The following is a 14,019-nucleotide window of genomic DNA, read 5'->3' as shown; positions in this document are numbered from 1 at the left end:
AAAGGACTTAGTCCTGTGCAATACAGGACTAAATCCTTAACTTAAATTATTTGTCTAACTTTTTGGGGTCAGTACAGATTTTTAAAGCCCTTTGGGCTTTTTAATTTTGCTAAAAAAAGGTAAAATAGAGAGTGATAAAAATGGAGCGAAGAAATCATGAAATTTGTGAAACAATTTGAAAATAAAAAGGTTCTTGTATTAGGTTTGGCGAAGTCAGGCGAGTCAGCTGCCCGTTTGTTGGATCGCTTAGGAGCGATTGTGACCGTCAATGATGGCAAACCTTTTGAAGAAAATCCAGCAGCACAAAGTTTACTGGAAGAAGGGATTAAGGTCGTGACAGGAGGTCACCCTCTGGAATTGTTGGATGAAGACTTTGCAGTCATGGTTAAAAATCCAGGAATCACTTATTCGAACCCAATGGTTGAAAAAGCGCTTGAAAAAGGCATTCCAGTCCTCACTGAAGTGGAATTGGCCTATCTGATTTCGGATGCGCCAATTATTGGGATTACAGGATCAAACGGAAAAACGACGACGACAACCATGATCGGGGAAGTCTTGACGGCTGCCGGTCAAGGTGGTCTATTGTCTGGAAATATCGGTTTTCCAGCTAGTCAAGTTGCACAAACAGCAACAGAAAAGGATGTTCTGGTCATGGAATTGTCTTCTTTCCAATTGATGGGAATTGAAGCCTTCCGTCCAGAGATTGCAGTGATTACCAACCTCATGCCGACCCATATCGACTATCATGGTTCTTTTGAAAATTATGTAGCTGCCAAATGGAATCTTCAAAAGAATATGACAGAAAAAGATGTCATTGTCTTGAACTTCAACCAAGACCTGGCCAAGGAACTGGCTACAAATACCAAGGCAAGGGTCCTTCCATTTTCAACGGTCGAAAAAGTGGATGGGGCTTATTTGGAAGATGGACTTCTCAAGTTTAAGGGAGAAGTTGTTATGCGTGCAGATGAACTGGGTGTTCCAGGTAGCCACAATGTAGAAAATGCCTTGGCAACGATTGCGGTTGCAAAAGTCCGAGGAGTCGAGAATGAGGTCATTAAAGAAACCTTATCGGCCTTTGGAGGAGTGAAACACCGCCTTCAATATGTGGATGAGATTCAAGGTGTCAAATTCTATAATGATAGTAAATCGACCAATATTTTAGCAACACAAAAAGCCCTTTCTGGTTTTGATAACAACAAGGTTATCTTGATTGCAGGAGGACTTGATCGTGGCAATGAATTTGATGAATTGGTACCTCATATTGCGGGCCTAAAGGAAATGGTGATTCTCGGGGAATCAGCTCCACGAGTGAAACGCGCAGCCGATAAAGCAGGTGTTTCATATGTCGATGCGGCAGATGTAGCAGATGCTACAAAGAAAGCCTTCGACTTGGCTAGCCCTGGAGATGTTGTGCTCTTAAGTCCTGCCAATGCCAGCTGGGATATGTATCCGAATTTTGAAGTGCGTGGGGATGAATTCCTTGCTACAGTAAAAGGGTTGAAATAAGATGAAAAAAATAATGTTTACTGGTGGAGGAACCGTGGGACATGTGACCCTTAATCTCCTCTTGATTCCAAAATTTATCGAAGATGGATGGGAAGTTCATTATATTGGGGACAAAAAAGGAATCGAATACCAAGAGATCAAAAAGTCTGGATTAGAGGTACGATTCCATTCGATTGCAACAGGGAAATTGCGTCGCTATTTCTCTTTCCAAAATATGATGGATGTTTTCAAGGTGGCTTGGGGAACGCTCCAATCCATAGCGATCCTGCTCCGTGTGCGTCCACAAGTTCTCTTCTCAAAAGGGGGATTTGTCTCGGTGCCACCAGTGATCGCGGCTCGTCTCACTCGTGTTCCTGTCTATATCCATGAGTCGGATCTCTCGATGGGGTTGGCCAATAAAATTGCTTATAAATTTGCTACCAAGATGTACACGACTTTTGAGCAAGCGCATGGTTTGACAAAGAGTGAGCATATCGGTGCGGTAACCAAGGTCACAGATCATATTCCGCCGACTTCAGAAGTTTTAGAAGAAAAAACAAAAGGTTTCCGAAAAGACTTGCCGACCCTTCTCTTTGTCGGAGGATCCGCCGGTGCGCGTGTCTTTAATGAATTTGTGACAGAGCATCAAGCAGAGCTCTTGCAGCACTACAATATCATCAATTTGACGGGTGATTCAACATTGAATCAGGCTGAGGGTGGCTTGTATCGAGTGGATTATGTAACCGATCAGTATTTACCAATGCTCCAAAAGGCTGATTTAGTGGTGACTAGGGGTGGAGCCAATACCTTATTTGAGCTCTTAGCTATGAACAAACTCCATTTGATTGTACCGCTAGGAAAAGAAGCCAGCCGTGGCGATCAGATTGAAAATGCCCAATATTTTGTGGATAAAGGTTATGCAGAGCAATTGCAGGAAGATCAATTGACGCTCGAAACCTTCAATGAAACCATTCAAGAAATGTTGAAGCAAAGCCAAGTCTACCACCAAGCAATGGAAAAATCGACAGAACTCCTTTCACTAGACGATTTTTATGGCCTGCTTCAAAAAGATATCAGTAAGGGAAAAGATGACGGACGACAATAAAAAAACGCCAACGGATGACAAAATTACAGAATTGTCAGCCTGGCAAAAAAGAAACAAAGAATATTTAGAAAAAAAAGCGCTTGAAAAAGCGGAAGAAGCTGAGACAGAGGAAACTGAAAGCGAAGAAGCAAAAGAAGACGAAGACCTTTCAGAAAAAGAAACAGCTTCTGTCTCAGAGGAAGAATCTGAAGAAATAGAAGAGTCTGAAGAGGAAGATGAATCTGAGGCCAAAGAGGATCCAGATGCGGATGGAGAAAGTTCAGAAGGAGAAGAAGTTGATCCGGCTAAAGAGGAGCTAGATCCTTCAGAGAAACAAGAGAAAAAGCCTTCATTTTTTAAAGGCTTGAAGACGAAAAAACCAAAGAAGGAACCGACAGTGGCAAAACGCCATATCTATCGTGCCCTTCCGGTAATCGGAATCAGCTCGATTGTCGCCCTTCTCTCAATCTATTTTTTAAGTCCCTTGTCCACACAGAAAGTGATTGAATTTTCAGGGAACAAGGCGGTTGATCAGCAACTCTTGTATGAAAAAAGTCGCATCAAAGAAGAAGATTATACTCTGACGACCTTCCTTCATAAATCGGTCTATGAACAAAATATGAAAACGGCTAGTCCGTGGATCAAAGAAGTGCACATGCATTATCAATTCCCAGTGACCTTTAAAGTCAATATCGTGGAACACAAAGTGGTTGCCTATTATGTGACGGGAGAAGACCACTATCCAGTATTGGAAAATGGAGAAGTAGTGGAGACAGTAACTCCAGCTTCGGAATTGCCGTCCTCCTATATTAGCTTAAAATTCTCAGATCGAGAATTAGTTAGACAATTTGTCCAAGAAATGAAGTCTATTTCTTCTTCCATTACGGATAAAATTGTTTCGGTAGATCTGACTCCGAGCAAGGTCACCAAGGATCTGGTGACCATCACTATGAAAAACGATAATAAAATCTTGGTGCCTGTTTCCCAAATTACCCGCAAGCTTCCTTATTATAAGGCGATCAGTAAGCAATTAGACGATGATTCCACCATTGATATGGAGGCTGGAGTATTCAGCTATAGTGAACAATCCATTGCAGCTGCCAAAGAGCAAGCTGAAAAAGGAAAGGCTGAAAGTACAGAAAAGCAAGAAGAACATTCTGAGGAAGCAAGCCAAGAACAGAATCCAGAACAGAATCCAGAAGGAGAGAATTCTTCTGGGAATGAGTAAAGCCCATAAATTATCTCAAATAATTGAAGAAAAAATGTCCATTTTAGGCTTCTTTGTGATATAATGAAGTTTGGATAGTTCCAACTAAAAGGGCTATAAATAGATGTAAAGTGAAAACAAATAAAGAGAGAGGACTGGTGTAATGGCTAGAGACGGCTTTTTTACAGGTTTAGATATCGGTACTAGTTCAATAAAAGTATTGGTGGCAGAACATGTCAATGGAGAAATGAATGTAATTGGAGTCAGCAATGCAAAAAGTGCTGGCGTCAAAGATGGAATTATAGTAGATATCGAAGCTGCTTCAAATGCAATTAAAAATGCAATCAGCCAAGCTGAAGAAAAAGCAGGGATTTCAATCAATCTAGTCAATGTTGGGTTGCCTGCAAACTTACTACAAATCGAAGCAACTCAAGGAATGATTCCAGTCACAAGTGATTCGAAAGAAATCACAGATGCAGATGTTGAAAATGTTGTCAAATCTGCACTCACAAAAAGTATGACACCGGATCGTGAAGTAATCACCTTCATTCCTGAAGAATTCACAGTAGATGGTTTCCAAGGAATCCGCGATCCACGCGGAATGATGGGGATCCGACTTGAAATGCGTGGCCTTCTTTATACAGGACCTCGTACAATCTTGCACAATTTGCGTAAAACCGTTGAACGTGCAGGCTTACAAGTTGAAAACATCATCATTTCACCGCTTGCGATGATCAAAACAGTCTTGAATGAAGGCGAACGTGAATTCGGAGCAACGGTGATCGATATGGGTGGTGGCCAAACAACGGTGGCATCTGTTCGTAGCCAAGAACTTCAATTTACAAATATCTACCAAGAAGGTGGCGATTATGTTACCAAAGATATTTCTAAAGTATTGAAAACTTCTCAAAAATTGGCAGAAGGCTTGAAGTTCAACTATGGTGAAGCCTATGTGCCGTCTGCTGGAAACGAAGTCTTCCATGTAGAAGTCATCGGTGAAGTAGAGCCAGTTGAAGTGACTGAGAAGTACTTAGCTGAAATCATTTCAGCACGTATCAAACACATCTTTGAGCAAATCAAACAAGACCTTGAGAGAAGACATTTGTTGGATCTTCCTGGTGGTATTGTGATCATCGGTGGAGGTGCGATCCTTCCTGGTGTTGAAGAATTGGCTCAAGAAGTCTTTGGTGTAAATGTGAAATTGTTTGTTCCAAATCAAATTGGAATTCGCAATCCAGCTTTTGCCCATGTGATTAGCTTGTCTGAATATGCAGGCAATTTGACAGATGTGGATATTATTGCTCAAACTGCGGTTCATGGAGACGAAGTCTTGCGTCAACAACCGATTCAATTTGATCGTCCAGTGCAATCACAAGTACAACCACAACCTGCTGCTCCAGCACAACCGGTAGTACCTGCATACAATGCTGAGAAGATTGAATCTCCAGTGGATGCTCAAGAAATTCCAGCAGCAAGCAATGATAGCAAACAAGAACCAAAAACTACATTCACAGACCGAATGAAAAATTTGATCGGTAATATGTTTGATTAAGGAGTGTAAGTATTTATGACATTTTCATTTGACACAGCAGCGGCACAAGGTGCAGTAATTAAAGTAATCGGTGTCGGTGGCGGTGGCGGAAACGCCATCAATCGTATGATTGACGAAGGCGTTGCCGGTGTAGAATTCATCGCAGCTAATACAGATGTTCAAGCACTTTCAAGTGCAAAAGCTGAAACAGTTATCCAATTGGGTCCAAAATTGACTCGTGGATTGGGTGCTGGAGGTCAACCTGAAGTTGGTCGTAAGGCAGCTGAAGAAAGCGAAGAAGTGTTAACAGAAGCTTTGCAAGGTGCAGACATGGTCTTCATCACTGCAGGGATGGGTGGAGGATCTGGTACAGGTGCTGCACCAGTCATCGCTCGTATTGCTAAAGCTGTAGGTGCTTTGACAGTAGCCGTTGTGACTCGTCCATTCGGGTTTGAAGGTTCAAAACGTGGCAACTTCGCTATTGAAGGGATCAACGAACTTCGCGAACATGTAGATACATTGTTGATTATTTCTAATAACAACTTGCTTGAAATTGTAGACAAGAAGACACCGCTTCTTGAAGCCTTGAGTGAAGCAGATAACGTTCTTCGTCAAGGTGTTCAAGGGATCACTGACTTGATCACAAGTCCTGGATTGATCAACCTTGACTTTGCAGACGTGAAGACTGTTATGGAAAACAAAGGAAATGCCCTCATGGGTATTGGTGTTGGTAGTGGTGAAGAACGCGTTATCGAAGCGGCTCGTAAAGCCATTTACTCTCCACTTCTTGAAACTACAATTGATGGTGCAGAAGACGTGATCGTCAACGTAACAGGTGGTTTGGATATGACATTGATCGAAGCTGAAGAAGCTTCAGAAATTGTAAACCAAGCTGCAGGTCACGGAGTGAACATCTGGTTGGGTACATCTATTGATGAATCTCTTAAAGATGAAATCCGCGTGACGGTTGTTGCAACTGGTGTCCGTCAAGACAAGGTAGAACGCGTTAGCGGAATTGCTTCCTCACAACGTCCTTATAAAACAGGACCACGTGAACAACGCCCACAAGCTGCACCATTTGACCGTGAATTTGATTTGAAACAAGATGTTGAATTGCCAACAACTCCAAGTCGTCCAGCGGTAGAACCAAACCGTGGCTCAGCCTTTGGTGATTGGGATATTCGTCGTGAGAATATCGTTCGCCAAACTGAACCAACATCAACACATCAAGTTGATCGTTACGTAGATTCATCTTCAGATGATGATGAATTGGAAACACCACCATTCTTCCGGAATCGTTAATCATGAATCTGGTAGGGAATGCGGATCTTGTTCGGCAACAAGTAGAAACAGCAAGAAACAAAGCTAACCGTCAAGATCAAGTTAATGTGATAGCTGTCACCAAGTATGTGGATGTTGCCACAGCAGAAGCACTGGTGAAAACAGGTATCCAACATATCGGTGAAAATCGTGTCGATAAATTCCTAGAAAAGTATCAAGCTCTAAAAGAGTATGACCTCACTTGGCACTTGATTGGGAGCCTCCAACGGCGGAAAGTAAAAGACGTGATTAATCTCGTCGATTACTTTCATGCCTTGGATTCGGTGAATCTGGCTCAAGAAATTCAAAAGCGAGCAGAACACCCGATCAAGTGTTTCCTCCAAGTGAACATTTCTGGTGAAGAAAGTAAGCATGGATTTGCACCCGATGAACTGGATGATGTTTTAGCGGAAATCGCACAGCTGGACAAAATTGAAATTGTTGGTTTAATGACGATGGCTCCTTTTGAGGCTAGTCAAGAAGAGTTGCAGGATATTTTTTCAAAAACTCACCAACTTCAGAAACAACTAGAAAAGAAACAATTAAAAAATATGCCTTTTTCAGAACTAAGTATGGGTATGAGTCGTGACTTTGAAGTAGCCATTGCGAACGGAGCGACTTATGTTAGAATTGGGACATCATTTTTTAAATAGGAAAGAACTATGTCATTAAAAGATAAATTTAACAACTTTATTGACTACTTCACAGAAGACGGTGAAGAAGTAGAAGTTCGCGAGGCAAAAGCAGCTGGGGCGGAAACTCAACCAGTTCCTCAGCCACAGCCGACTCCTCAAGTGACTTCTCCACGTCCACAGATTAGTCAAAGAGAATCAGTAAAACCAAAACCGACTCCTGTCGCACCTGTTACGACTCCAGTGTCTACAGCGGCAGTGAAGGAACCTGTTTCAACAACGAAAAATACATCTGAAAATATTACTCGCTTGCATGAACGTCAACGTGAATTGGCTGCTAATCGTGCAAATACAGATGAAAAGATTACCATTGATGTACGCTATCCCCGCAAATACGAGGAAGCGACTGAAATTGTTGATCTATTACTATCTAATGAGAGTATCTTGATTGACTTCCAATATATGACAGAAGTACAAGCACGTCGTTGTTTAGATTATTTGGATGGGGCTCGTTATGTTTTAGCAGGAAATCTTCGTCGTGTTGCAAGTACCATGTACTTGTTGACTCCAATTAATGTAGTTGTTAACATTGAAGATATCCGCCTTCCAAATGATGTGGAAGTGACAGAATTTGACTATGATATGAAACGTAATCGTTAAGATGGTTATCTTTCAATACTTATCAAATATCATTCAAATCTATTCCATCATTCTTGTCATCTATGCCTTACTATCTTGGTTCCCTGGGGCACCTCAGAGTACTCTTGGACAAATGGTTCACCGCCTAGTTGAACCATTTTTGAGCCTTTTTAGAAAGTTACCATTACAGTTTGGGGGCTTGGATTTTACGGTTCTTGTAGCACTTTTGGTCTTGAACTTGATGAATCAGTTATTAGCCCGCTTGTTCCTACTTTTGATTGGGTAGAAAACGATGGGACAGACAGAGATTTACCAACATTTCAATCGCGAAGATCACGAATTCATTGATCGTTGTATTGAATTGTCTGAAAGAGTGGTGGAACGCTATTCTGTTGAGGTGACGGGCTTTTTAAACCCTCATCAGGTCACTATTTTACGAAATGTCGCGGCAAGCTACCAATTACAGGTCTTTGCTTCCAGCGATGAGCAGAAAATGGAGTATGCCAAGGTTATTGTTGCTCTAGATTATTACCAATTAGATCCAAGTGACTTTGATCTGGCCCTATTGGAAATGGTCTATGCTTCAAAATTTCATCACTTGACCCATTCCCAGGTACTGGGGACCATTGTTCACCAATTAGGTGTGGAACGCAAGTCCTTTGGAGATATTCTAACGAGTGATGGAAAGATCCAAGTATTTGTTGAACAGCGTTTTGTTCCCTATTTCATGGATCACATCCAGAAAATTTCTCGGGTACCTGTTAAGCTGAGGGAAGTTCCTCTCTCTGAACAAATGATCGTAGAGGAAGAAAGCCAGCAGCGAGATATTCTCGTGTCGAGTTATCGGTTAGATAAGGTGATTGCTGGGACCTTCAAGCTTTCACGCTCACAAGCTAGTCAGTTGATTAGTTCTGGTTTAGTGAAAGTTAACTATGCTACTACTTCCAATGTTAGCTATGCTGTAGGTCTGAATGATTTAGTCAGTGTCCGACGCTTTGGGCGTCTTAAAATTGTTTCTGAAAATGGTATTTCAAAGAGTGGAAAATATAAAATAACTGTTGAAGTACTCTTAAGTAAAAAATGAGGAGGAGTTATGGCTCTTACTGCTTTAGAAATTAAAGATAAAACTTTTGGCGTTAAATTTAGAGGGTATGATGCGAACGAAGTAGAAGAATTTCTAGATATCGTTGTTCGCGATTATGAAGATCTTGTTCGTTTAAATCATGATCAAGAAGCAAAAATTCAAGCTCTTGAAGAACGCTTAAACTATTTTGATGAAATGAAAGATTCATTGAGTCAATCTGTTTTGATTGCACAAGATACTGCGGAACGTGTCAAACAAGCCGCTAACGAACGTTCTGAAAATATTGTTCGTCAAGCTGAACAAGATGCACAGCACTTAGTAGATGAAGCAAAACAAAAAGCAAATGAAATCCTTCGTCATGCAACGGATAATGCCAAGAAGGTTGCCGTTGAAACAGAGGAATTGAAGAACAAGACACGCGTCTTCCATCAACGTTTGAAATCAACCATCGAAAGCCAATTGAGCATTATCGATACACCTGAATGGGATGAAATTCTTCGTCCAACAGCTATGTACATTCAAACAAGTGATGAAGCTTTCCGTGAAATTGTGGAGAAAGCTTTGGGTGAATCTGTTCACCATCATCATGCAGAAGATGATAACATTGATTTGACTCGTCAATTCTCTCCAGCTGAAATCGAAGAATTGCAAAAACGCATCGAAGCTGCTAATTTAGAATTGGGTGCAACACAAGCGTTTGAAGGTTTGAATGAAAAAGTTCAATCCGCTTTAGAAGAAGCAGAGCACGCTCGTCATGAAAATGAAGAAGTTGTTGAGGTTGAAGAAACTATTCAACCTGAAGATGATGCAAATCGTGAATCTGTCAATATTTTATAATTTTGTAAAAACAGGTCCATTAATGATAGGTCTAGCGAGCAGATGATGGTGGAAGATCTGCACTCCCTCTTAATGGATGATCCTTTTACAGTATTCGTTCTGAACCATTGAGTAAGAACGGACGTTTCCCTCGTTACGGGATGAGAGGAGAAAGTCGTTTGCGACTTCTCGAACAAAGGTGGTACCACGAGCAATCGTCCTTTTTAGGATGCTCGTGTTTTTTTATAGCTTTTTAAATCAATAAGGAGACACAATGAAACTTAAAGAAACATTGAATCTTGGGAAAACAGCTTTTCCAATGCGGGCTGGGCTTCCAACGAAGGAACCAGTTTGGCAAAAAGAATGGGAAGATGCAAAATTGTATCAACGCCGTCAAGAGTTGAATGAAGGAAAACCGCATTTTACCCTTCATGATGGCCCTCCCTATGCCAACGGAAATATTCACGTAGGGCATGCCATGAACAAGATCTCAAAAGATATCATTGTTCGTTCTAAGTCTATGTCAGGATTTTACGCCCCTTATATTCCAGGTTGGGATACTCATGGTTTGCCAATTGAGCAAGTCTTGGCCAAACAAGGCGTGAAACGTAAAGAAATGGACTTGGTTGAGTATTTGAAACTCTGCCGTGAATATGCGCTTTCTCAAGTAGATAAACAACGCGAAGACTTCAAACGCTTAGGTGTTTCAGGTGATTGGGATCATCCTTATGTAACCTTGACGCCTGACTATGAAGCAGCACAGATCCGAGTCTTTGGTGAAATGGCCAATAAAGGCTATATCTACCGTGGGGCTAAGCCAGTTTACTGGTCTTGGTCTTCTGAATCAGCCCTCGCTGAAGCAGAGATTGAATACCATGATTTGGTATCAACGTCTCTTTACTATGCGAACAAAGTTAAAGATGGTAAGGGTGTCCTAGATACAGACACTTACATCGTTGTCTGGACAACAACTCCATTTACGGTTACAGCTTCTCGTGGATTGACGGTGGGTGCAGAGTTTGATTATGTCGTAGTGAAGCCTGCTGGATCTGACCGCAAGTATGTCGTAGCATCTGAGCTCTTGCCAAGCCTTTCTGAAAAATTCGGTTGGGAAAATGCTGAAGTCCTTGCAACTTACCAAGGAAAAGAATTGAACCATATCGTTACAGAACATCCATGGGATCCTGAAGTGGATGAATTGGTGATCCTTGGTGAGCATGTAACCCTTGATTCAGGTACTGGTATCGTCCATACCGCTCCTGGTTTTGGTGAGGATGACTACAATGTAGGGATTGCCAATGGCCTCGAAGTTGCTGTTACTGTTAACGAACGCGGTATTATGATGGAGAATGCTGGTCCTGATTTTGCAGGTCAATTCTACGACAAGGTTGTTCCAACGGTTATCGAAAAATTTGGCGATTTGCTCCTTGCTCAAGAAGAAATCTCTCACTCCTACCCATTTGACTGGCGGACGAAAAAACCAATCATCTGGCGTGCCGTGCCACAGTGGTTCGCTTCTGTATCAAAATTCCGTCAAGATATCCTAGATGAAATTGAAAAAGTGAAATTCCACTCAGAATGGGGGAAAGTGCGTCTTTATAACATGATTCGTGACCGTGGTGACTGGGTCATCTCTCGTCAACGTGCCTGGGGTGTGCCTCTTCCAATCTTCTATGCAGAAGATGGCACACCAATCATGACAGCTGAAACCATCGAACATGTAGCGCAACTCTTTGAAGAACATGGTTCCATCATCTGGTGGCAACGTGAAGCGAAAGACCTCTTGCCAGAAGGGTTTACGCATCCTGGTTCACCAAATGGCGAATTTACAAAAGAAACAGATATCATGGACGTCTGGTTTGACTCAGGTTCATCATGGAATGGGGTTGTGGTTAATCGTCCAGAACTCAAATACCCAGCTGATCTTTACCTTGAAGGTTCAGACCAATACCGTGGTTGGTTCAACTCATCTCTTATCACATCTGTGGCGAACCATGGTGTCGCACCATACAAACAAATCTTGTCTCAAGGTTTTGCCTTGGATGGTAAAGGTGAGAAGATGTCTAAATCTCTTGGAAATACCATTGCTCCAAGTGATGTTGAAAAGCAATTTGGTGCTGAAATCTTGCGTCTTTGGGTAACTAGTGTAGACTCAAGCAACGATGTACGTATCTCAATGGATATCTTGAGCCAAGTGTCTGAGACTTACCGTAAGATCCGAAATACCCTTCGTTTCTTGATCGCGAATACTTCTGACTTTAACCCGGCTGAGGATACAGTTGCTTACGACGAGCTTCGTTCAGTGGACAAGTACATGACCATTCGCTTTAACCAGCTTGTCAAGACCATCCGTGACGCTTATGAAAACTTTGAGTTCTTGACGATCTACAAGGCGCTTGTTAACTTTATCAACGTTGATTTGTCTGCCTTCTACCTGGATTTTGCCAAGGATGTTGTTTACATCGAAGGAGCTAAATCCCTCGAACGCCGTCAAATGCAAACAGTCTTCTATGATATCCTTGTGAAAATCACGAAACTCTTGACTCCAATTCTTCCTCACACTGCTGAAGAAATCTGGTCTTATCTTGAGTTTGAAGCAGAAGACTTCGTTCAATTGTCAGAATTGCCAGAAGCAGAAACGTTTGCCAACCAAGAAGAAATCTTGGATACCTGGTCAGCCTTCATGGACTTCCGTGGTCAAGCTCAAAAAGCCTTGGAAGAAGCACGGAATGAAAAAGTGATTGGTAAATCACTGGAAGCTCATTTGACAGTTTATCCAAACGAAGTTGTGAAAACACTTCTTGGAGCTGTAGATAGCAATGTTGCTCAACTCTTGATTGTTTCTGAATTGACCATCGCAGAAGGCTCAGCTCCAGAAGGTGCAGTGACCTTTGAAGATGTAGCCTTCACAGTTGAACGTGCCACTGGTGAAGTTTGTGATCGTTGCCGTCGTATCGACCCAACAACGGCTGAACGCCACTATCATGCAACCATCTGTGATCACTGTGCAAGCATCGTCGAAGAGAACTTTGCGGACGCAGTCGCAGAAGGATTTGAAGCTAAATAAAAGCCATTAAAAGAAGTTCCATAAAGGAACTTCTTTTTTAATGGCTAGAATAGTGTAGAGATTCATGAATTAAGGAAATAAAAAAAGTAAGGCAAATTGGCCTTACTTTGTAATTGGAAAGGAAATTTCAATTAGTTTATCGGAGTAGAGGGTTTTAATAGCGGATTGGTCAATGATTTGAAGATCAATCTTACGTTTTAAAAAGAACTCACGAATTTTTTCTACTTCAGTTTCACGAATAGCTCGGTGTTTGTTACTGATCAATAATTCATAGTGTGTTGGGGCCTGTGTAAAAACGACATCGGTATTGCCCGCGGAATAAACCTCGACAAGCAAGGCGTCAGTGCTGGCAAGTTGGCTTTTGACCAGTACAGCATGACTATTTGTGGTATTAATGAGCTTCATATGAGTTCCTCCTAACCTCTATCTTCATTTATTATAGCACTTTTTTATTATTTGTGAAAGAATTCCTTTATTTTTTGTGGGTATTTTTCCACTGTTCAATGCCCCATTTGTGACTGCCACGTTTGAGTTTTTCAATAGCTTCATCTACAGGAAACCAAGCAAGACTGTTAAAATCTTCCAGTGGTTTTTGAGTCTCTGTATAGTCTACCACTTCATAAATATAGGCAGGATTGTAGTAGTAGGTGTCGCGATGACTGGAATAGAAATACTCATCTGCTTGGCCATAGTATTGTCCTAAAACAGCGGTAAAACCTAATTCTTCGATCAGTTCCCGTTTCAGAGCTTGCAAGTGATCTTCACCTGCCTCGATTTCCCCGCCAGGTAAGAACCAAGCCCCATTTGGAGCTTGAACGAGGATGATCTGATCCTTGTCCTTATTGGGAATAACAGCGTAGACACCATAGCGATTGACGTAGGTCACATCTTGTTTTTTTTCACCAAAACTTGGAATGGTCATGGTTTTCTCTTTTCTTATTTTTTCATCATTATATCATATTTTTTAGCAAAAATCTGGAGGGAAAAAAGAAAGAGAGTGGGACAGAAGTCCTAGCCTCTCAATTATTTTTGGATTGTCGAGCAAGACGCAGTGGTTGAGTGGGCTCTACTACGCTGATTTCATCAGCTTTTACAGCCCTACTCAACTGTGCGGAGGTGGGACGACGAAATCGAATTCTAACGAATTACCGATT

Annotated in this window: 13 protein-coding genes; 11 read left to right on the top strand and 2 right to left on the bottom strand. The window is 41.7% G+C overall.

Annotated features, from left to right (window positions below; genetic code table 11):
- Positions 1–156: 156 nt before the first annotated feature.
- The 11 genes from murD to ileS all read left to right on the top strand — a co-directional run bounded on the left by murD (position 157) and on the right by ileS (position 12,865).
- The gene (gene murD / locus M1G14_RS08945; protein ID WP_049483050.1) at positions 157–1,506 is read left to right on the top strand and encodes a UDP-N-acetylmuramoyl-L-alanine--D-glutamate ligase; all 1,350 of its coding nucleotides are present in this window, start codon (positions 157–159) and stop codon (positions 1,504–1,506) included.
- A 1-nt stretch (position 1,507) separates the two neighbouring features.
- Positions 1,508–2,590: a UDP-N-acetylglucosamine--N-acetylmuramyl-(pentapeptide) pyrophosphoryl-undecaprenol N-acetylglucosamine transferase gene (locus M1G14_RS08940; RefSeq protein ID WP_247926524.1), complete on the top strand. Its 1,083-nt coding sequence runs from the start codon at positions 1,508–1,510 to the stop codon at positions 2,588–2,590.
- Entirely contained in the window at positions 2,574–3,797 is a 1,224-nt protein-coding gene (locus M1G14_RS08935) for a cell division protein FtsQ/DivIB (protein ID WP_061591335.1), read from the top strand. Before M1G14_RS08940 ends, M1G14_RS08935 begins: the two co-directional genes overlap by 17 nt.
- Before the next feature lie 142 nt (positions 3,798–3,939).
- Positions 3,940–5,328: a cell division protein FtsA gene (gene ftsA, locus M1G14_RS08930; protein WP_049523017.1), complete on the top strand. Its 1,389-nt coding sequence runs from the start codon at positions 3,940–3,942 to the stop codon at positions 5,326–5,328.
- A 15-nt stretch (positions 5,329–5,343) separates the two neighbouring features.
- Positions 5,344–6,609 (top strand): cell division protein FtsZ, encoded by a 1,266-nt coding sequence (ftsZ, locus tag M1G14_RS08925; protein WP_003005955.1) that lies wholly within the window; start codon positions 5,344–5,346, stop codon positions 6,607–6,609.
- Positions 6,610–6,611: 2 nt separating this feature from the next.
- Entirely contained in the window at positions 6,612–7,280 is a 669-nt protein-coding gene (locus M1G14_RS08920; RefSeq protein ID WP_049523018.1) for a YggS family pyridoxal phosphate-dependent enzyme, read from the top strand.
- Positions 7,281–7,289: 9 nt separating this feature from the next.
- Positions 7,290–7,919: a cell division protein SepF gene (locus M1G14_RS08915; protein WP_049523019.1), complete on the top strand. Its 630-nt coding sequence runs from the start codon at positions 7,290–7,292 to the stop codon at positions 7,917–7,919.
- 1 nt (position 7,920) lies between these two features.
- Positions 7,921–8,184 carry a YggT family protein gene (locus M1G14_RS08910; RefSeq protein WP_003011858.1) on the top strand — a complete coding sequence of 88 codons (264 nt, stop codon included), beginning with the start codon at positions 7,921–7,923 and terminating at the stop codon, positions 8,182–8,184.
- Between the two features lie 6 nt (positions 8,185–8,190).
- Positions 8,191–8,982 (top strand): YlmH family RNA-binding protein, encoded by a 792-nt coding sequence (locus M1G14_RS08905; RefSeq protein ID WP_049523020.1) that lies wholly within the window; start codon positions 8,191–8,193, stop codon positions 8,980–8,982.
- A gap of 9 nt (positions 8,983–8,991) precedes the next feature.
- Complete coding sequence (locus M1G14_RS08900) at positions 8,992–9,819, top strand: DivIVA domain-containing protein (RefSeq protein ID WP_049514223.1); 828 nt, start codon at positions 8,992–8,994, stop codon at positions 9,817–9,819.
- 253 nt (positions 9,820–10,072) lie between these two features.
- Positions 10,073–12,865 carry an isoleucine--tRNA ligase gene (gene ileS, locus M1G14_RS08895; protein ID WP_247926523.1) on the top strand — a complete coding sequence of 931 codons (2,793 nt, stop codon included), beginning with the start codon at positions 10,073–10,075 and terminating at the stop codon, positions 12,863–12,865.
- A gap of 102 nt (positions 12,866–12,967) precedes the next feature.
- Here ileS and M1G14_RS08890 read toward each other — a convergent pair whose 3' ends face one another.
- Positions 12,968–13,270, bottom strand: coding sequence for a DUF1827 family protein (locus tag M1G14_RS08890; protein WP_049485812.1), 303 nt, complete (start codon positions 13,268–13,270; stop codon positions 12,968–12,970).
- A gap of 67 nt (positions 13,271–13,337) precedes the next feature.
- Positions 13,338–13,787 (bottom strand): NUDIX hydrolase, encoded by a 450-nt coding sequence (locus M1G14_RS08885; protein WP_049485811.1) that lies wholly within the window; start codon positions 13,785–13,787, stop codon positions 13,338–13,340.
- Between the last annotated feature and the right edge of the window lie 232 nt (positions 13,788–14,019).

Source organism: Streptococcus parasanguinis (assembly GCF_023109675.1).
Taxonomy (GTDB): Bacteria; Bacillota; Bacilli; order Lactobacillales; family Streptococcaceae; genus Streptococcus; species Streptococcus parasanguinis_I.
Note: the sequence above shows the minus strand (reverse complement) of the source record. Positions and strands in the feature narration are given on the sequence as shown.